General features: G+C 61.1%; 16 protein-coding genes. 14 read left to right on the plus strand and 2 right to left on the minus strand.

The window, feature by feature from the left end; genetic code table 11:
* Positions 1–17 precede the first annotated feature (17 nt).
* The 5 genes from AC1DCM_RS02775 (at position 18) to AC1DCM_RS02795 (ending at position 5,387) form a co-directional block, all read left to right on the plus strand.
* Complete coding sequence (locus tag AC1DCM_RS02775; protein ID WP_442015630.1) at positions 18–1,211, plus strand: acetyl-CoA C-acyltransferase; 1,194 nt, start codon at positions 18–20, stop codon at positions 1,209–1,211.
* The gene (locus AC1DCM_RS02780) at positions 1,212–1,841 is read left to right on the plus strand and encodes a nuclear transport factor 2 family protein (protein WP_442015629.1); all 630 of its coding nucleotides are present in this window, start codon (positions 1,212–1,214) and stop codon (positions 1,839–1,841) included.
* Complete coding sequence (locus AC1DCM_RS02785) at positions 1,834–2,754, plus strand: SDR family NAD(P)-dependent oxidoreductase (RefSeq protein ID WP_431115047.1); 921 nt, start codon at positions 1,834–1,836, stop codon at positions 2,752–2,754. The genes AC1DCM_RS02780 and AC1DCM_RS02785 overlap by 8 nt, the downstream gene beginning before the upstream one ends.
* Entirely contained in the window at positions 2,751–4,370 is a 1,620-nt protein-coding gene (locus tag AC1DCM_RS02790) for an FAD-dependent monooxygenase (RefSeq protein ID WP_431115048.1), read from the plus strand. Before AC1DCM_RS02785 ends, AC1DCM_RS02790 begins: the two co-directional genes overlap by 4 nt.
* 201 nt (positions 4,371–4,571) lie before the next feature.
* Entirely contained in the window at positions 4,572–5,387 is an 816-nt protein-coding gene (locus AC1DCM_RS02795; RefSeq protein ID WP_431115049.1) for an enoyl-CoA hydratase/isomerase family protein, read from the plus strand.
* A 71-nt stretch (positions 5,388–5,458) separates the two neighbouring features.
* On the opposite strand, the gene AC1DCM_RS02800 is transcribed toward AC1DCM_RS02795, so the two are convergent.
* Positions 5,459–6,334 (minus strand): isocitrate lyase/PEP mutase family protein, encoded by an 876-nt coding sequence (locus AC1DCM_RS02800; protein WP_431115050.1) that lies wholly within the window; start codon positions 6,332–6,334, stop codon positions 5,459–5,461.
* A 171-nt stretch (positions 6,335–6,505) separates the two neighbouring features.
* On the opposite strand from AC1DCM_RS02800, the gene AC1DCM_RS02805 reads away from it, so the two are divergent.
* The 3 genes from AC1DCM_RS02805 (at position 6,506) to AC1DCM_RS02815 (ending at position 10,357) form a co-directional block, all read left to right on the plus strand.
* Positions 6,506–7,333 (plus strand): crotonase/enoyl-CoA hydratase family protein, encoded by an 828-nt coding sequence (locus AC1DCM_RS02805; protein ID WP_442015627.1) that lies wholly within the window; start codon positions 6,506–6,508, stop codon positions 7,331–7,333.
* A 154-nt stretch (positions 7,334–7,487) separates the two neighbouring features.
* Positions 7,488–8,744: a M24 family metallopeptidase gene (locus tag AC1DCM_RS02810; protein ID WP_477517190.1), complete on the plus strand. Its 1,257-nt coding sequence runs from the start codon at positions 7,488–7,490 to the stop codon at positions 8,742–8,744.
* 47 nt (positions 8,745–8,791) lie between these two features.
* Complete coding sequence (locus AC1DCM_RS02815; protein WP_477517191.1) at positions 8,792–10,357, plus strand: CocE/NonD family hydrolase; 1,566 nt, start codon at positions 8,792–8,794, stop codon at positions 10,355–10,357.
* Here the strand turns inward: AC1DCM_RS02815 and AC1DCM_RS02820 are convergent.
* Positions 10,343–11,164, minus strand: a complete 822-nt coding sequence (locus AC1DCM_RS02820) for an IclR family transcriptional regulator (protein ID WP_477517192.1) — start codon at positions 11,162–11,164, stop codon at positions 10,343–10,345. The two genes, AC1DCM_RS02815 and AC1DCM_RS02820, sit on opposite strands and share 15 nt — an antisense overlap.
* Positions 11,165–11,281: 117 nt before the next feature.
* Here AC1DCM_RS02820 and AC1DCM_RS02825 point away from each other — a divergent pair, with 117 nt between their 5' ends.
* From AC1DCM_RS02825 to AC1DCM_RS02850, 6 genes are all read left to right on the plus strand, one after another.
* Positions 11,282–11,881, plus strand: coding sequence for a VOC family protein (locus tag AC1DCM_RS02825; protein ID WP_477517193.1), 600 nt, complete (start codon positions 11,282–11,284; stop codon positions 11,879–11,881).
* Positions 11,882–14,008: an acetate--CoA ligase family protein gene (locus AC1DCM_RS02830; RefSeq protein ID WP_477517194.1), complete on the plus strand. Its 2,127-nt coding sequence runs from the start codon at positions 11,882–11,884 to the stop codon at positions 14,006–14,008.
* Positions 14,005–15,153 (plus strand): FAS1-like dehydratase domain-containing protein, encoded by a 1,149-nt coding sequence (locus AC1DCM_RS02835; RefSeq protein ID WP_477517195.1) that lies wholly within the window; start codon positions 14,005–14,007, stop codon positions 15,151–15,153. Before AC1DCM_RS02830 ends, AC1DCM_RS02835 begins: the two co-directional genes overlap by 4 nt.
* 159 nt (positions 15,154–15,312) lie before the next feature.
* A complete protein-coding gene (locus AC1DCM_RS02840) occupies positions 15,313–17,013 on the plus strand; it encodes a flavin-containing monooxygenase (RefSeq protein ID WP_477517196.1) in 1,701 nt (566 codons plus the stop codon).
* A gap of 206 nt (positions 17,014–17,219) precedes the next feature.
* On the plus strand, positions 17,220–17,969 hold the full coding sequence (locus AC1DCM_RS02845) for an SDR family NAD(P)-dependent oxidoreductase (RefSeq protein ID WP_477517197.1): 750 nt from the start codon (positions 17,220–17,222) through the stop codon (positions 17,967–17,969).
* 72 nt (positions 17,970–18,041) lie between these two features.
* Complete coding sequence (locus tag AC1DCM_RS02850) at positions 18,042–18,581, plus strand: flavin reductase family protein (RefSeq protein ID WP_477517198.1); 540 nt, start codon at positions 18,042–18,044, stop codon at positions 18,579–18,581.
* Positions 18,582–18,591 lie beyond the last annotated feature (10 nt).

Raw genomic sequence — 18,591 nt, forward strand, 5'->3', positions numbered from 1 at the left:
AGGGCCAAGGAGCATCAATGAACCGTAAGGAAGATATCGTCATCGTTGGGGCTGCCCGGACTCCCCAGGGCCGGTTGATGGGTCAGCTCGCCGCGTTGTCCGCCGTCGAGCTCGGCGGCGCTGCGATCGCTGCCGCCCTGGGCAGGGCAGGCATCAGTGCGGATGCTGTTGACGCTGTTCTCATGGGACAGGTAATCCAGGCGGGCGCTGGCCAGAACCCTGCACGGCAAGCAGCTGTAGCGGGCGGCATACCGCTCAATGCCCACGCTGTCACCGTTAACAAGGTATGCCTGTCCGGACTGAGCGCGATCATCGAAGCCAGTCGGCTACTCCAGCTTGGCGAAGCGGAAGTAGTCATCGCAGGCGGACAGGAATCAATGAGCAATGCCCCGCATCTGCTGCCCGGCTCGCGCGCCGGGCAGATGTACGGAGATGCCGTGCTGTCGGACTCTGTTGCCCATGACGGGCTAACCGATGCCTTCGACCACGAGTCCATGGGCCTTAATACTGACCGCGCCAATGACGTACACGGCATCGCTCGTGCCGAGCAGGACAAGGCCGCTGCAGACTCCCATCGACGGGCAGCAGCGGCCCAGAGCGCAGGGTACTTTGATGCGGAAATTGTTCCGGTCAAAGTGCCGCGTCGGCGGGGAACGGCTGAATTGGCAGGCATGGACGAGGGTGTCCGTCCGGACAGCAATGCGGAGTCCCTCAGCAAACTCCGGCCAGCTTTTTCCCCTGGCGGTACCGTAACGGCAGGCAACGCATCGCCGCTCACTGATGGTGCTGCCGCCGTCGTCCTTACCACGCGCGGATACGCAGAGACCCATCGCCTGGAGATCTGGGCTGTGCTCGCAGCTCATGGACAGATTGCCGGCCCCGACACATCCCTGCCGGACAAACCAGCGCAAGCCATTGCGAAAGCGCTCGGAGCCGCGGGCTGGACCGTAGAAGAGTTGGATTTCGTGGAGATCAACGAAGCGTTCGCGTCCGTAGCCCTCCACTCAGCTGCGCAGCTCGGAATTGCGATGGACAAGGTCAACGTGAACGGCGGCGCCATCGCTCTCGGACACCCCATTGGCGCCTCCGGGGCGCGCGTGGTTGTCTCCGCTGTCTACGAGCTGCAGCGCCGCGAAAGGGGCAAAGTTGCTGTGGCACTGTGTGGTGGAGGCGGCCAGGGCGAGGCGCTGCTCCTGTCCCGGACCCGTTAGATGACTGGAGTAATTGAGCCCATGAAGGAGGCTACGCCGAACACCGGCAAAACGGTGGACTGGGCTGCCGAGCTGGACCAACTGCGTGTCCTGGTCGCCAAGCAGGAGCTGAACGAGAACATGATCCGCTATTGCCGGGGCATGGACCGGAAGGAACTGGACCTGATGAAGTCCACCTACTGGCCTGAGGCGACTGAGGATCATGGCATGTATATGGGCCTGTCCCATGACTTCTGCGACTGGGCCTATTCCTTGCGGCGGGAGTCCTCCCACAAGGCCAGCCACTACGTGACCAACATACTCATCGACCTCAACGGCAACGAAGCCAAGCGTGAAACAGCGTTCATCTACCGTACGGTTCCAGCCGACGGCGGCCCTACGGACCTGCTTTTTGGCCGTTACCGGGATCTCTGTGAGCGGCGCCAAGGGGAGTGGAAGGTGCTCGCGAGGACTTGCGTCTGGGACGGGGCGCAACGGCTCGGTCCGGAAGCGGACGTAGCCGAGCTGTTTGGCATCCCACCCACGTCGAACTTCGGCGATCGCTATCCGCACGACCCGATCTATGCCACGGATTGGGGAAAAGCATCCCCTGTCCAGACCACGAATGCAAAGGAGCATTTCAATGACTAGCGACCAAATCCTCGCTGGAAAGCACATCCTCATTACCGGCGCCGGTCGCGGCCTCGGCGAGGCTTATGCACACGCGGCCGCAGCGGAAGGTGCCCGCGTCGTCGTCTCGGACATTAATGCCGAAAGTGCCGAGGCTGTGGCGGAGGCGATCAATCGGGAGGGCGGCGAAGCATTAGCCGTCGCGGCCGACGTCACCGATTGGGACAGTTGCCAGCGGCTTGTCTCGGCGGCGGTAGAACGCTTCGGGAAACTTGACGGCCTGGTAAACAACGCCGGTTACTTGGAGACGGTGACGGCCGGGGAGGAGACCCAGGAGCACATCCGCCGCCATGTGGACATCAACGTCTGTGGTACCTACTTCATGTCAGTCCATGGCCTTGCCGCCATGGAGGGACGCGGATCGATCGTCAACGTGACCTCGGGCGCGGTTGTAGGTCTCCGGATGATGAGTGCTTATGCCGCAGCCAAGGCGGCGATCGCCTCGTTGACTTTCGCCTGGGCAACCGAGTTCGGCGCCGAAGGCGGAGATATCCGGGTAAACGCCATGGCACCCCATGCCGACACACCGATGATGACGGCCGGCACCGAGGCGTACACGAAGTTCTTCGGCGGAAACCCCATCGCACCGCCGCCGTCCACAAACGCTCCAGTGGTGCTTTATCTCCTGTCCGACCTCAGCAAGGGAGTAAACGGCCAAGTGGTCCGTTTTGCGAACGGGCATGACCTCATGCTGCTTTCGCACCCGGCCGTCGTCGACTCCGCCCTCACCCGCGAGTCATGGACGCCCCTTGATGTCAGCGCTGCGTTCGATGACGTCCTGCGCGCCAGGATGCAGCCGTGCGGCCAACTGACGTACATGGATTCCCGCATCACGGAGCCAGAACTGACGGAGTTTGCAGGAGTCAGCCAGTGAACGAGCGGAATGAACCCGCGAAGCGCAGCGTCGACGTCCTGATTATCGGAGCTGGTCCGGTGGGACTTTCGGCGGCGATCCTCCTGGGGCGGTTCGGCGTCGACACCCTCGTTGTCGAGCGACGAACCGAGCGGTCGCGCCACCCCAGGTCCCGTGCGGTCAGTTGCCGCACCATGGAGGTTTTTCGCGAACTCGGTCTCGCGGAAGAAGTACGGGCTGCGGCACTTCCTGGCGGACCACGGCGCCTGCTGGGAAGCGATGCCGTATCACCGTGGCGTTCTGTAGTCACCAGCAGCGGTGCTGACGGCCCCGCCGACACCAGCCTCGGTCCGGAGACCCTGGATGTGGTGCTGTGCTCACAGGACGCCCTTGAGCCCATCCTCGTTGACGCGGCCCAGGCAGAGGACACGGTCACGATCGAGTTCGGAAGGACGGTGTCGACGGTTAAGGACACAGGGACAGAAGTCCTCGTGTCCATAGCCGATGATGATGGCTCTGTGGACGTTGCCGCAAAATATGTCATCGCGGCCGACGGCGCCGCCAGCCAGGTGCGCACTGCCCTGGGGATCGGGACGACGGGCGATCAGGACCTGCAGACTGCGGTGAGCGTGCTGTTCCGTTCGCCTGTTATCCAGCGGCGCACGGGCGATCCGTCCAGCTTTATCTATCTCGATAATCCAGAGACCATCGGCGCTGTCGTGATCGCTCCCGTTGACGCGACCGATCGGGTAGCGATGCTGGGCCGCCCACTGGTCATGGACAGGGTGCCCTTCGAGGACATTGACTGGACGACGCAAATACGGGACGCGATCGGCGATCCTCACGAGTCGGTGGAGTTAATGGACGCCCGGACCTGGACTGTGGGCGCCTGGGTGGCAGACAGCTACCAGTCCGGCCGGATCCTGCTCGCCGGAGACGCCGTGCACGTCATGCCTCCATACGGCGGCTTCAACCAAAACACCGGCATTCAGGACGTCCACAACATCGCATGGAAGCTGGCAGCTGTTCTCAAGGGCTGGGCTGATCCTGCCCTCCTGGCCACCTACGAAGTGGAGCGGCGGCCCGTTGCAGTGTTTAATATGGCCGAATCCGTCCGCAACTTCCGATCTATTGTGGGTAACGCCGATGAAGGCCCCCGCTCCTTCCGGCCGGAAAACTTTGTACACCCTGGCCTGGACATCGGATTCCGCTATAACCGTGGAGCGGTAGCGGGACCCACCTCGCCGGATGCCGGCTGGCCGGTGGGAACCTTCACGCCAACTGCTGCCGTGGGTGAACGCGCCCCGCACGTGTGGCTCAACGCCGAGGAAACTGCCTCAACGCTTGATTTGTTCGGACGCGAACTGACCATCCTCGCGCGCTCCGGTTCGGAGCCAGCAAGGGAGGCAGCGCGGCGCGCAGACATTCATGGCATTCCATACCGCTTGGTGACGTTCGGGCCCTCAGGGGACTTCGTCGCTGCCGAGGCCGAGTGGGCGGCCGCCTACCGTGTAAACGGGGACGAGGCCATCCTTGTACGGCCCGATGGTCACGTCCTGGCGCGTTTGGACAGCACGGATCCGGCAACACTGGACGGCGCCCTGCTCGCTTACACCGGCCGGAGGACTGCTCCATGATTCCGGCAGAGTTGGACCTGCCGCCGCCAGCAGGTCCAAGGCAGCACGAAACGCTATTCCTCGCGCGGATTTTTGCCAACGACTATGGAGAACTCGCGCTATTTGTATATATAGTTCATATTACGAGAGTTTAGACGCGCCGGCCGGACGGCCTTATGGAGCGCGACTCATGGCTCAATCACAGAAATAAGGAGATTCACGATGGCGTGGATAACGTTTGATGACTACAAGGACAAGTACGAGCACATCAAATTGGAACGTGACGAGGATGGCATTCTGCTGGTCACGTTCCATACGGATGGAAGCGACGTCGTCTGGGGTGTGGGAGTCCATGACAATGTTTCATCGCTCTGGGATGACATCAGCAGGGACCGGGGGAACCGCGTTGTCATCATCACCGGAGCGGGCGACACCTTCATCGACAAGGAAGCCCCGATTGATAACAAGAACTGGGTAACCCCTGAGATCTGGCTAGGCCTTCATCACGACGCCAAGCGCCTTGTGCTCGGCCACCTCGACATCGAGGTTCCCATGATTGCCGCAGTAAACGGTCCGGCGAGGTATCACAATGAGCAGGCGCTGTTGTGCGACATCGTCATCGCTTCCGAGGATGCCGTGTTCGCCGATCATGCACATTTCTCCCAGGGAAACATTCCCGGCGACGGCATGCAGATCATCTGGCCGCTGGTCATCGGCCTGAACCGGGGCCGGTACTTCCACCTCACCGGCCAGGAGATCACTGCGCAGCAGGCATACGAATGGGGCGCCGTAAACGAAGTCGTGCCCAAGGATCAGGTAGTCACCAGGGCATATGAACTTGCCCGAATGCTTGCCGCGAAGCCTACGCTGACGCTGCGTTCCACGCGGATGCTGATGGTGAACGAGCTCAAAAAGACCATGAATGACGCGGTCAGCCACGGAATGATGACTGAAGGTCTTGTTGCCATGGGCGAAGGCTGGAATCCGACTCCGCTCACCGGACCGGAGCTGGCCGCGGGCGTGAAAACTCCGGCCTGATGCAAACGGAAGCGCCGACGACTCGAGATGTCGTCGGCGCTTTCTGCTCGCGAATCAGTTGCAACAAACTGTCAGGAATAACCGAAGTGGCGGGCCTTGCGGGCCCAGTCTGCCGCATCGATTGCTTCCATGATGGGAATGTAGGCGCCGCCTTCTGCTTCGCCCTCGAGCAACTCACCACGCGCGAGGAGGGACAGATTCTCGCGAAAGCCCGCCACGGCACCGTTCACGGTGTTGATGACCAGCAGCATCTTTACACCCGCGTCTTCGAGTTCCTGGCGCTCTTCCAGGGTGGGATTCTTTACGGTCACCATGACGTACTTGCCAGGAACGACTTCTGAGAGCTTGGGCAGGTCGAGGAGGGGGTAGCCGCACGGATAGAGCATGTCAGCGCCGGCAGCAGAATAGGCAGCCATGCGTTCGGCGAGGTTGTCGAAGCCAAAGCGGCTGGCGTCCGATCGGGCCACGATCACCATATCCGGGGACGTCCGGGCTTCCACGCAGGCACGGATGATGTCACTCATCTCCTCGACGGTTCGAAGTTTGAGTTGCGGCTTCCAGCGCTCACCGCCATCTCTGGGTGTCCAAAAGTGCTTCGTTGCAGGCACCATGTCTTCGACCAGCAGGGCTGCGACGCCGGCTTGCTCGGCAAGTCGGACGCCACGGAACGCTTGAAGGGGTGATCCTCCTGCATCATCAAAGTCGAGAATGAGTGGCAGGTCTGTGACTGCGGTGATGCGCCTGCCGGCCTCGATGAGTTCTCCCTGGGAGATAAAACCGTTATCCGGCACCCCGTAGTGGAAGTTGGAGTAAGTGCCCCCGGCGATAAGCACGACGTCGAAGCCGGCTTGCTCAATCAACTTCGCTGAGAGTGCATCGTAGGCTCCCGGCGCGATGATCATTTTGGAATCCGCGAGCAGTTCCCGGAGTCTTTGCGCGGGTTTCATGGTTATTTCCCTTCATTCCATCCGAAATTGTGGCTAGCACGAGAAAGAAGAAATCCTCGTGGAAAGTAGCAATGTTACTATCGTATCACGCTAGTAACATTCACCATTTGAAAATATCTAGATCAGCAATCCGCAGCTCTCTTCCCATCATGACGACCCAAAGGATGAACGATGCAACAAACCCAGCCTCAAGCGGGAGCAAGCAACAAACAGAGTGAGCCAAGCGTTCACGTCAGCAACTCCGGGGGAGTTCGCATCATGACGATCACCCGTCCGCACAAGCGAAATGCCATTGACCGCCCCACAGCACTGGCGCTTGCAGCTGCGTTCGATGCGTTCGACGCCGATGATTCTGCAAGCGTCGCCATCCTCACCGGCGCTGGCGGATACTTCTCGGCAGGCGCTGACCTCGTATCGGTTGCAGCGGGAGACGTTCCGGTCCTTGAAGGACGTGGTTTCGCCGGCATCACCCGTCGGCCGCCCGTGAAACCCGTCATTGCCGCCGTCGAAGGCTACGCCTACGCAGGGGGATTTGAGCTTGCGCTCGCATGCGATTTGATCGTGGCCAGCTCAACGGCCTCGTTTGCCCTTCCTGAGGTAAAGCGGGGACTGATCGCCGCAGGCGGCGGGCTACTCCGCCTACCGGACCGTATGCCGTATCACATCGCGATGGAGCTGGCGCTGCTGGGAGAGCCGATCACTGCGGCCCGCCTCGCCGAGCTCGGCCTCATCAACAGGCTGACGGAGCCGGGCAAAGCACTCGACACAGCACTGGAACTCGCCGGGAAAATCCAGCTCAACGGACCCGTTGCAATGAAGACTGCCAAACGCATCATCTCGGAGTCGCGGTATGCCGCAGCGGAGGCGCGCTTCGCTGCCCAGGAAGAAATCGTTGCTCCGTTGCGAAGCGGACCGGAAGCGCGTGAGGGTGCCCTGGCCTTTGTGGAACGGCGCGACCCCGCGTGGGCAGTCACTGCGCAGGGCAGCGATAGCCGCTGAGTTAACAAACTGGAAGTCTGGCGTGGCTTCCTACGTCATTGGCGTCCTATGCCGTGTCGCTCAGGGTCCGCCCCCTCTTAGCGTTGTTTCAGAGCAAAGATCGGTTGAAATGCCGCAGCACTAACATCCATAAACACGAAAGGCCAAGGCAACGATGCCCGAAAATCACCAGAAATTGCACTTCGGACCGGCACGTACAGAACTGCACGTAGGCGTTGATCTCGAGCGGATGCGTCGAGAACGCGCTGACCGTATGCGGGCCCTGATGCGCTCCAAGGGCATACCTGCGCTCCTGCTCACGGGCGCGGACAACGTGCGTTATCTGACAGGTTTTTGGTGGGGAGAATTCTCGCTCCAAGTGGGCTATGCATTGTTCTTCGCAGATGAGGAACCAATCGTGTTCGCGCCAGCGGGATCCCTCCAGCAAATGCCCGACCAGGCTCCATGGATCACACAGTGGCGCCCAGCCATCTCTTGGCTCGGCGGTGTGGCGCCCACTTCTGCAATTGCCGAACTGTCGGCCGTTTTCGCAGCCCAGATCCGCGACGAACTTGCATCACGATCTCTCGAGGGCGAGCAGTTGGCCGTCAGCGAGATTGATGAGCCCGGTATGAATGCCCTGGCCGATGCAGGCATCCAAACAATTCCCGGGCTCCCTCTCTTGCTCGAATGCTCAACGATCAAGACCGCTGATGAAATCTCCTGCATCTCGATGGCGGCGAGCTTGAGCACCGCAGGGTTTGAGGCGACCCGGGCCGCATTGCGGCCCGGAACCAAGCAGGCCCAGATCGCGTTGATGGCCCGTCGCGCCATTGAAGATGCCGGTGCGGAAGTGGGAGCCGCCCGTCTGCTCTCCGGACCACTGTCATTCCCCCGTGGGATCAGCGGTGGAGACCGCATCGTTGAGCATGGCGATCTCGCCTACCTCCTCACCTGCGGAACTTCCTACATGGGGTACACCGCGTGTCTCTACCGCCAATACGTCGTGGGCCGCGCCCCGACGTCAGCCGAGCGCTCGTCCTACGCAAAGCTGACGGACCGTTTGGATCTGGCGATGTCGCTCATGAAACCCGGCGCAAGCACAGCTGACGTGGCCTCCGTACTTGCCCCCGCGGAAGATCTTGGCTTTCCGTCCGAGGCAGAGTGTTTCAGCATCGAACTGGGGCACGGGATCGGCCTGGTCAACGCAGGGTCCCGGGCAATCCACTACAACCCGCCCACCATTACGCGCTCGTGGTCGCTTGACCATCCTGAGGAGATCCAGGAAGGCATGGTCATTGCCATCGAAGGTATCGAAGGGCAGCACCGTGTCGGAGGCGTACGTCTTGAGAACCTCGTTGTCGTCACGGCAAATGGCGCGGAACTTCTTGACCACTACCCGCGCCTGGACATGGTCCAAACAGCTGGGTGACCATCCCAGGCCAGACCGACTGCGATTGCGAAACACCGAAGGCTGACATGACCCTGATAGTTGAAAAGCACGTCCCTGTCGCAATGCGCGACGGCGTTACCCTCTCTGGAGATGTGTACCGGCCAAGTGATGGGGAACCGCGGTCCACAGTTCTGATACGAACGCCCTACTCCAAGGATGACCCCGCGCACGCCAACACGTGGATTAACGTCCTGCGTGCCGTGGAAAGCGGCTGGGCGGTGGTGGTTCAGGACGTACGGGGCCGGTTTCGAAGCGAGGGCGACTTCGTTCCTTTTGTGAATGAAGCCGATGATGGCGTGGACACTATCCAGTGGGTGCGCGGGCAACCGTGGTCCGACGGCAAAGTGGGCATGGTGGGCGGGTCATACGTAGGTATCAGCCAGTGGTTGGCGGCGGCGAAGAATCCTGAAGGCCTCATTGGCATTGTTCCCGCTGTGACCGCCGACGACGTCCATTCCGGTTGGCTTTATGAGGACGACAACGTCGTGTTGGGATTCCTTGCACACTGGGTGTCGATTCTCCTCGCAAGCGCCGGTATGGATGAAAATAGCCGTCCGCGGATCGCAGGCCTGGAGCGGAACGTCGCAGAGGGGAAAATCCGTACTTTTCACCAACTCATCGAGGAGGCGGGGGAATTCGCGCCGTACCTGCGCGACTGGCGGGATCGTAGCCGTTCGCTGGTGGATCCGGAGCTGGCTGGGCACGTTGAGGTGCCGGCGTTTGTCATCGGAGGCTGGTTCGACATTTTCCTTCCAGGAACAGTTGCCAGTTTTGTCCGACGAGAGGCCATGGGTGCGCGGAGTCTCCATGATCGCCTCTTGATAGGGCCCTGGGCGCACGGTCTCATGGGCGGATGGTTCCCGGCGCGCTTCTTTGGTCCTGCATCATCGTTTGACAGCCTGGACCCGACCTCCCTCCAGCTCGGTTGGTTGGAGGAAATACGCGACGGCCGCAACCACGCTGACCACCCTGTGAGTGTTTTCTCCATGGGAGCTGATGAATGGCGATGCTTCTCAAGCTGGCCGCCGGATGACACACAGAGAATGCAGCTTCAGTTACGCTCCAGCAGGCCGGACGGTGCTGTAACGAGTACGGATACCTACGCCGGGCTGTCACTGGAGCCGCCTGTACCGACAATCGGCGGGCGAACATTCTTTCCAGGCTACAAGGTGGGCGCGAATTCAGGTCCGCGAATGGTGGACGCGTTGAGCGCGCGCCATGACGTGCAGTCGTTCGTTTCGGAACCACTCTTCGAAGACGTCGAGATCCTCGGGTCGGTCACGTGCAGCCTCAAGGTGGCGGCCACGGGTCCCACGCCTGTGGTCATCAAGCTGGCGACACTTGATGACAACGGCTCCTCGGAGCTGCTCTGCGAGGGGTCCTCATACAGCAGTGGGGACGGTGGAAGCGGGAAGCCAATCACCGTGGATCTTGGATCCACCGCGATCCGGCTTTCGAAGGGAACCCGCTTGTGCGCTTACCTTGCCAGCTCAGATTTTCCACGGTTGGAGGACGGCCCCCGGACATCTCTGGAAGTTTTTCACGGGGAAGGGGGGCCGGTACTGGAACTTGACGTACTACGGCTGGGTTGAGTCTCCTTCTTCTTCGTCGAGGCGACGGGCTTCCATCAGAGCATCGAGGCACACCTGGAAGTGCTCCTCGTTGGTAAATCGATGAAGCGGGACCGTAATCGTCAGAGCAGTGCGGGGGCGTTGCGAGCCTTCGAAGAGAGGAACTGCCATGCCGCAGACGCCCAGGACGTATTCCTGGTGGTCCAGTGCGTAACCACGCGATCTGGTCACCTCAAGATCGGCCAAGAATTCAGGAAGGGTAGTGATCGTATGCTCGGTTCGCCGCGTGAGTTCACCGTCTACGGACCGGATCCGTTCCAGTTGTGATTCGGGACCGAAGGCGAGGAGGGCCTTGCCTGAGGCGCGAGCATGAATGTCGCCGGAAACGCCAACCCTAAGATCCGCTACCCGAACCGCGTGGCTGCCCTCCTCAACGGCGACCACAGTGACAGTGCCGCCTTGCCACGCGGAAAGGTAGGCGCTTTCGCCGGTAGCATCAACCACCATCTTCAAGAGACGCAGCGCCAGGGGCGACGGACGCCAGTCGTCTTCCACGCGCGAACTGAGATCCAGGATTTTCCCGGCGGCGAGTTTGTAGGTGCGCTCGTTACGTTCCAGATAACCGGCATGTACAAGCGTCGCCAGTAAATGGGAGGTCGTCGCAATGTGCAGGTTTACTGCGCTCGCGATGGACTGGGCCCGCATGGGCTCCTTCGACGCCGCAACGACATCAACGATGTTCAGGGCCCGGGCAACCGACTGCACCAGGTCCTTCGGAGCTTCGCTGTCGGGGGACGGTTTGTCGACTGCCTTAGTTGTACTTGCCATGCGGAAATCATACGCACATGGCGAAAGGAGAGCTACAGCGCCGTGAGAAAGAGTCGGTACCCGGGACAGCATTTCATCCGTTGACAGCAAGCAGAAAGCTAGCGTAGTTATTACATTATGAATGCAACTATCACATCAAGAGAGTTTGAGCGGAATGGCGACGCTGCCAGGCCCGCTGCAGGAACGGAATCTGGAGATCTGCTGCCGAAGGCTCAGGTCGCAGCTTCTGTTCCGATAGGAAAAGTGGCACAGGTAGGGATCCTCGTGCCGGACCTAGACGAGGCTATCGACTTGTACGGACGCGCCTTCGGCATCGACGAGTGGACTTGTTACAGCTATGACCAGGAGTTCATGCCCTGGTCACGCTTTGGCGCCGAGGAAGGCGCTTTTGCCATGAAGCTCGCCATGGGCGGGTCCAATCCCCAGATCGAGCTCATCCAGCCATTGGCCGGTCCAAGTATTTATCACGAGTTCACCGAACAGGGGCGCACCGGCCTGCACCACTTGGGCGTCTTCGTGGACAGCTTGGATGACGCGATCACGCTGATGGAAGGGTCCGGATATCGGGTTACGCAAACCGCGCGTGGCTATGGCCAGGGCGGCGACGGCGGATTTGCCTACTTCGATACCGAACGTGATCTCGGCGTCGTGGTCGAGGCAATAGAAGTCCCCGCCCGCCGCAGGCCGGGGACCATCCGACGTACTGGAGGAATGTAAATGTTGGATAGCAAGGCCGTTTTGAGCCCGGTGCGCATCGATAACCCTCTGAAGGCAGAGAGCGTGGCGGTGGTTGGCCCCTCCCGGGACGCATGGAAGACCTCGGGACGGACCTTGGATTACCTCGCCCGGCTCGGCTTCGAGGGGCGGTACTACGCAGTCAGCAGCGTGCACAAGGAAGTGCTCGGTGTACCCACCGTGCAGAGCCTCTCCGACCTCCCCGAGGTGCCCGACGTTGCCGTCCTCGTGGGACCGGCCGACAGGGTCATCGAGGATCTTCGCGAGTGCGTGGCGCTCGGCGTCCCCTTCGCGGTGGCCTTCGCTGCCGGCTTCGGTGAGACCGGCAGGCACGACCGCGACGAGTTGCTCCGTGCAGAATTGGCCAAGGGCACCACCCGACTTATCGGGCCCAACTGCATCGGCTTTATGCACGTGGGCCGGTCACTGACCGCAACGTTCTCCTCGGTCTTGCAGCGTAGTGCGATTCCGGCAGGTCACGTGGCGATGTTCAGCCAGAGCGGTGGACTGGGAAACGCGCTCATGCAGTCCCTTTCCGCACGCGGCGCGAGTGGCTTGAGTGCATGGGCCAGCTCAGGGAACGAGATTTCTACGGGCTTTACCGACTGGGCGCAGTGGTTGGGCGCTGATCCGGACACGCATGTCCTCACCTGCATCGTGGAGAGCTTCAGCGCAAACGACGACCTCGAAGCCGCTGCAACCGCTGCGGGGGACCGCGGAATCCCGGTCATCGTCCTGAAACTGGGACGGTCCACCCGCGGCGCGATGAGCGCCCAGTCGCATACCGGGAAGCTGGCGGGCAGCGGCCGTGTCGCTCTGAGCGTCCTGTGCCACCGTTTCGGAATGGTGTGTACCTCGCCTGAGCAACTCCTTGATTTGACCGAGACGTTCGACGTCTTCCATGGACGGCTCTCCGGCGGTGACCAGGAACTGACGGTCGTCACGACTTCCGGCGCCCAGGTGGGGCTCTGGAACGACCTGGCCGATGACCGCGGCCTGATTTTCCGGGATCTTGAACCAGATGCGCTCCAATCAATCGGCGATGCGGTTGGCAGCAATCATCTGGGCAACCCTATCGACGTCGGAGTCCAGTCATCCACTGCCGACTACCTGCGCATCCTTGAACGGGTCTTCGCCATGACGTCGGACGGTTGGGTTATCGTGACGGCGACCCGGCTCGCGCACGATTTCGATGAGTTGGCGGCCGGTATCGCCGGGATGAGCATCCCGGCGGGAGTACGCGTCATGGTGGTCCCGTTGTCCGAGGACGACCGGGTCACGGCCGCCCAGGCCGGGATCCTGCGCGAAGCAGGAGTGCTTTCCCTGCCTACAGCGGGGCGTGCGCTGGATGCAATCGCGGCCGCATCTTCATGGGCCCAGGTCCAAAGAACCCGTGCCAACCGCGGAGATCTCGTGGGGAGGGCCCTCAAGACGACGACGACTGACGGGACGTCCAACCTGACGTGGCGTGAGGTGGCTGAATCCTTGGCGGAATCCGGTGTCCCTGTGCCCGCCAGCCGCGCCGTCCGTGATGTCGACGGCGTTGTCCGGGCTGCCGAGGAGATTGGCTTCCCGGTCGCGATCAAAATTGACGACGCCGAGATCCTGCACAAGGCGGACGCCGGCGGCGTCTTCATCGGCGTCAACGACGCCGACAGCGCGCGTGCGGCAGCTACCCAGCTCGCGTCCATCCAGGGGGAGGCCGCGACGATCTCCGTCCAATCGATGGCACCCGGGAAGACTGAGGTCCTCCTGGGGCTTCGACGTGATCCAGAGTTTGGTCCGGTCCTCGTCATCGGTGCCGGCGGCGGGATGACTGAGGCAATCGACGATATACGTATCCTTCCGCTCCCTGTGTCCCGGTCGGAGGTCCGGCAAGCCATCTCTGACGCGCGCGTTGTGGCCACCAGCCTTCGCGGTGAGGCTGGCGGGAAGACCCTCGAGGCCCTTACGAGCACTGTGATCGACATAGTTGCCTGGGCCGAACGGCACGGGAACATCCACGAGTTCGAATTCAATCCCATCCTTGCGGACCCGACGACAGCAACCGTCACGGTCGTCGATGCTGTCGTCTCAGTCCACACCACCTCGTTAGGACCAACAACATGACCAGCGTAGCTACTGCCGTACCGGCAAAGCAGATCACCGATGAAGACGTCGCTTACATGAAGAGCTTTGTCGGCGAGTCAGCCGTTATCGTGCAATGGAACGAGGAGGCCAGCACCGACTCGATCCGCCACTACGCATGGGGGATCGGCGACGAGAACCCGCTGTGGCTATCCGATTCGTACGCGCAGACAACGCGGTACGGTACCCGGATTGCACCCCCCACCTTCCTCTACTCCGTGTGTGACGCCGAAGTCGCAATGGGCATGTCAGAGGGCCTCCAGGCCATTCATCTTGGTGCCGACCTCGACTTACGCCGGCCGATCCGGCTGGGGGAGCGGGTGCGGGCCCGCGCCTTCGTCGAGGACGTACGCGAACGGGTTGGCCGCCGGTCGGGCCGCCTCGTGGAGCAGGTGGGGCGCACCGATTACTTCGTCGGCGAAGAGCTGGTCGGGATCGTCCGTAACACGATCGTCTGCGTGGCTCGAAGTTCCGAGGCCCAGCGGATGCACGAACCGCGAGATCCGCATGTCTACACGGACGAGGAGAAGGACCAGATCCGAGCCGCGATCCTTGCTGAGGAGATCCGCGGTCAGCGCACGCGTTTTGCTGAGACGGTATCCGTCGGCGATGTCGTGCCGCAGGTGGTCAAGGGTCCGCTCGACCTCATCACCATGACTGCGTATTACGCGGGCGCAATCGGTACCGCCGGCTACCGCGGCGTCGAGACCCGAGTGCGCCAGCAGGAGCGAGTGAGGAACGGCGACCCAAGCGCGCCGACGAACCTCGGTCCCGAGCACTTCCTCTCCGAGCCCTTCCCGAGCTTGGGACACCAGGACGCTGCAATGGCGCATGCGATCGGTATGCCGGGAGCGTACGACAACGGCAACCAGCGCGTGTCGTGGATGTCGCACTGCGTGACCAACTGGATGGGCGACGACGCGGATCTTGTGTCGCTTTCGGTCCGCATTAAGCAGCCTGGTGTCTTCGGTGATACCCAGTGGATCGGAGGCGAGGTCACGCGCGTGTTCCGCGATGAGACCCATGGAGCATGCGCTGAACTCACACTGAAGGCCATTAACCAGTTAGGTGTGGAGACCACGAGCGCCGTAGCGATCGTCGCCTTGGCCGAGACCCGCATGAGTTGACGCTAACCGGGTGGATGACTGGCTGACGCATTTTCCCGCCATATTGGCGTCCATTGCCATGCCGGTCCTGCCCCAGCGGCTCTTAGCGTTATTTGTGAACCGTTATTTGTGAACGAGGATCGGCAAAGAAGCCGACGCACTGACATCAAAGGAGATCCGGTGGGCTTTTCAAACGTACGAAATCAGGCAGACGGGACTGAGGAATATTCCGTCGTCGTGATCGGCGCGGGCATGGGGGGCATCTACGCCCTCCACCGTTTTGCAGATCTGGGACATGACGTCCACGGCTTTGAGGGAGCAGACGGCGTCGGGGGCGTCTGGTATCACAATGCCTACCCGGGTGCCCGCGTGGACTTGGAGAGCCACAGCTACTCCTTCATGTTTGATCCCGAACTTTACGCGGGATGGGACTGGAGCGAACGATACGCAGCGCAACCCGAAATCCTGCGCTACCTGAACTATGTTGCGGACCGCCTCGATGTGCGCCGAAACCTTTCGCTAAGCACCTGGGTGACGTCGGCTGAGTGGCAGCCGCATGAGAACAAATACTTGATCAAGACCAATACGGGCCGGACAGTTTGGGCCCGCTACCTGGTCATGGCGACCGGACAGCTGTCAAAGCCGCGCAAGCCGGACTTCCCCGGCCTGGATGATTTCCAAGGTGAATGGCATCAAACCGGCCACTGGCCACAAACCCCCGTCGAGTTTGCCGGCAAGCGCGTGGCAGTCATAGGAACGGGCTCTTCAGGCGTGCAGGCTGCGACTGAGATCGCCAAGACCGCCGGGCAACTCTATGTCCTGCAGAGGACCCCGAACTACTCGATCCCTGCACACAACGGCCCAGCGGACAGGAGGAAGAAGGCCCGGCTCAACAAGAAAGTCCTGCAACTGCGTGATGAGTCATACAATTCTCCAGTTGGGTACGTCATGCAGGGCTTTGCGGGCAAGGCCTCCGACTTTTCCGAGGAACAGCAACAGCAGATTCTCGAGTCGAGATGGGCGTTCGGGGGCCAGACTTTGCTCGGAACTTTCTCGGACCAGGGGACGAACATCGACGTTAATAACGTTGTAGCTGAATTCGTCCGCGGCAAGATCCGCGACATGATCCATGATCCGGAGACCGCGAAGAAGCTGATGCCAACCTCCTACCCAATCGGCATACGGCGCCTCTGCATCGACACCGGGTACTACTCGATCTTCAATCAAAGCAACGTCAGTCTGGTTGACTTGAGAAGTGATCCGGTGGAGCGCATCACCAAGACCGGGATCAAGACCCGGAACAATGAGTACGAGGTTGATCTCATCGTTTTTGCCCTCGGCTTCGAGGCCTTTACGGGAGCCCTGGACCAGGCCAACGTCCGCAATGAGCACGGCCAACAGCCCAGCGACCGGTGGAACCATAAGCCGCAGACCCATTTGGGGGTCATGACGCATGGATTCCCCAACCTGTTCATGCTTACCGGCCCGCAGAGCCCCAGTGTGCTTGCAAACTTCTTCGTGGGGAACAACCAACACGTTGATTTTGTGGCGGACATGATTGCTCACGCCGAAAAGAAGGGCGCTGTCCGCATTGAGGCCAGCCTTGAGGCAGAGCGGGAGTGGGGCGAGCACTGCAATGAGATCGCGGAGCCGCTCCTGCGCCGGGCCGTGGACAACTACATGGTCCACGTCAACAAATACGACGGCTCGCGCTATTTCATTCCGTATGCCGGCGGCTTCGACAAGTACGTCAAAAAGGTCCAGGAAGTTGTCTCCGATGACTACCGCGGTTTCGTGTTTTCGAAGGCCTTCGCACCTGGTAGTGCAGGACAAACCGGGAATGAAAGCCGGAGCCGCGACGCGGTTCTCTCAGCAAAGTAGATAGACAGCCAACGGGCTCCCCGGAAGCCGGACTGGTCATCCAGTTCAGGCTTCCGGGGAGCCTTTTTGTTCCTGCGGGCAGTGTTCGCCGAGGACACATCTTGGCGCAGTTTCCTTCCTTGTTGGCGCCGATGGCCATGCCGTTGCAGCCCCATCCGCTCATAGCGTTGATGGTGGGCCAACTACCAGGACATGAAGGAACAACCATGGACAACATACTTGAAGGCAAGACAGCAATAATCACCGGTGCGGGTTCAGGCATGGGTTTGGCAACCGCCCGCCTGTTTCATCAGCATGGCGCAAACATTGTCCTGGCGGACTTCTCCGGGGCCCAGGAGAAGACGGCAGTCGAGCTGGGAGACCGCACGGTGCCGATCCAGGCTGACATCTCAAACTCGGTAGACGCCAAGGCCATGGTCAGCTTGGCCGTCAGCGAATTCGGTGGACTCGACATCCTGTGCAATATCGCAGGTGCAAATGCCCCAATGGTGCAGCACCATGAGGCGCTGGAATCGGACTTCGACAAGATGATCAACGTGAATCTCCGGGGTGCTTTCCTCACGATGAAGTTTGCCATTCCGGCAATGTTGGAGCGCGGCGGGGGATCGATAGTCAATGTGGCTTCAGCCGCAGCCTTGATGGGGACGCCCTTGTATGGCAGCTACAGCGCCTCCAAGACCGGCCTCCTGGGGTTGACCCGCACCATCGCACTCGAATACGCGGCACAGAATATTCGCGCGAATTCCATCTGCCCAGGCCCCATTAGGACGCCAATGATGGAAGAAGGCCTCGCGGAAAACCCTGCCGCCGCCGACTACCTCATCAATATGGTTCCGGCACGTCGGGTCGGAACCGCAGAAGAAGTAGCTAATGCGGTCTTGTTCCTCGGCAGTGAGCAGTCTTCGTACATCACCGGCATCGCACTGCCGGTTGACGGCGGCCAGACCGCTGCGTAGGGGTCCCGGCGTATTCGGTCCGGGAGTGGTTCGAGAGCGACCACTCGACACGGGCACCGAGAGGAAGAAATCATGAGCCAAAAATTTATGACCCGGCCGAAGGTCAGCGCGTTCGGCAACGACCCCTTGCTGGTGCGAAGCACGTTCGCGCAGTTTCCCTCCGGCGTTGCAGTGCTGGCGATTGAAGCCGGCGATGAGAAGCATGCACTCGTTGCGTCATCGTTCATGGTTGGAGTATCACTGGAACCGTGCCTGGTTGCGGTAGCTGTGCAGAAGTCGTCGGAGACGTGGGAACAGATCAAGGACGCTGCCTCGCTCGGGGTTTCGATCTTTGGCAAGGGGCAAGGGCATCTGACCCGCAAGCTCGCAGGCAGGGACCGCGCTGCACGGTTTGAGCAGGTGGCAATCGACGTCGGTGAGGACGGGGCCGTGTTCATAGAAGACGCGGCATTGTGGCTCGAGTGCTCCATCCATGAGGTTTCAGAAGCCGGCGACCACTGGATGGCGCTGCTTGAGGTGAAGAAGCTCGGAGTTGGGGAAAACGAGCCGCTCATCTGGCACGGTGCAAAGTTCCGCGAGCTTGTTAACTCCCGGTCGATCGACGTCGTGTAGCGGCCTGAGC

The sequence above is a fragment of the Paenarthrobacter sp. 10N417 genome, from assembly GCF_056394745.1.

What these genes read in the sequence shown, in the direction of transcription:
- AC1DCM_RS02810 (WP_477517190.1), top strand. Translation starts at nt 7,488, where the DNA reads ATGCCCGAAAATCACCAGAAATTGCACTTCGGACCGGCACGTACAGAA.
- AC1DCM_RS02775 (WP_442015630.1), top strand. Translation starts at nt 18, where the DNA reads ATGAACCGTAAGGAAGATATCGTCATCGTTGGGGCTGCCCGGACTCCC.
- AC1DCM_RS02825 (WP_477517193.1), top strand. Translation starts at nt 11,282, where the DNA reads ATGAATGCAACTATCACATCAAGAGAGTTTGAGCGGAATGGCGACGCT.
- AC1DCM_RS02830 (WP_477517194.1), top strand. Translation starts at nt 11,882, where the DNA reads ATGTTGGATAGCAAGGCCGTTTTGAGCCCGGTGCGCATCGATAACCCT.
- AC1DCM_RS02805 (WP_442015627.1), top strand. Translation starts at nt 6,506, where the DNA reads ATGCAACAAACCCAGCCTCAAGCGGGAGCAAGCAACAAACAGAGTGAG.
- AC1DCM_RS02785 (WP_431115047.1), top strand. Translation starts at nt 1,834, where the DNA reads ATGACTAGCGACCAAATCCTCGCTGGAAAGCACATCCTCATTACCGGC.
- AC1DCM_RS02795 (WP_431115049.1), top strand. Translation starts at nt 4,572, where the DNA reads ATGGCGTGGATAACGTTTGATGACTACAAGGACAAGTACGAGCACATC.
- AC1DCM_RS02845 (WP_477517197.1), top strand. Translation starts at nt 17,220, where the DNA reads ATGGACAACATACTTGAAGGCAAGACAGCAATAATCACCGGTGCGGGT.
- AC1DCM_RS02815 (WP_477517191.1), top strand. Translation starts at nt 8,792, where the DNA reads ATGACCCTGATAGTTGAAAAGCACGTCCCTGTCGCAATGCGCGACGGC.
- AC1DCM_RS02835 (WP_477517195.1), top strand. Translation starts at nt 14,005, where the DNA reads ATGACCAGCGTAGCTACTGCCGTACCGGCAAAGCAGATCACCGATGAA.
- AC1DCM_RS02800 (WP_431115050.1), bottom strand. Translation starts at nt 6,334, where the DNA reads ATGAAACCCGCGCAAAGACTCCGGGAACTGCTCGCGGATTCCAAAATG.
- AC1DCM_RS02820 (WP_477517192.1), bottom strand. Translation starts at nt 11,164, where the DNA reads ATGGCAAGTACAACTAAGGCAGTCGACAAACCGTCCCCCGACAGCGAA.
- AC1DCM_RS02850 (WP_477517198.1), top strand. Translation starts at nt 18,042, where the DNA reads ATGAGCCAAAAATTTATGACCCGGCCGAAGGTCAGCGCGTTCGGCAAC.
- AC1DCM_RS02780 (WP_442015629.1), top strand. Translation starts at nt 1,212, where the DNA reads ATGACTGGAGTAATTGAGCCCATGAAGGAGGCTACGCCGAACACCGGC.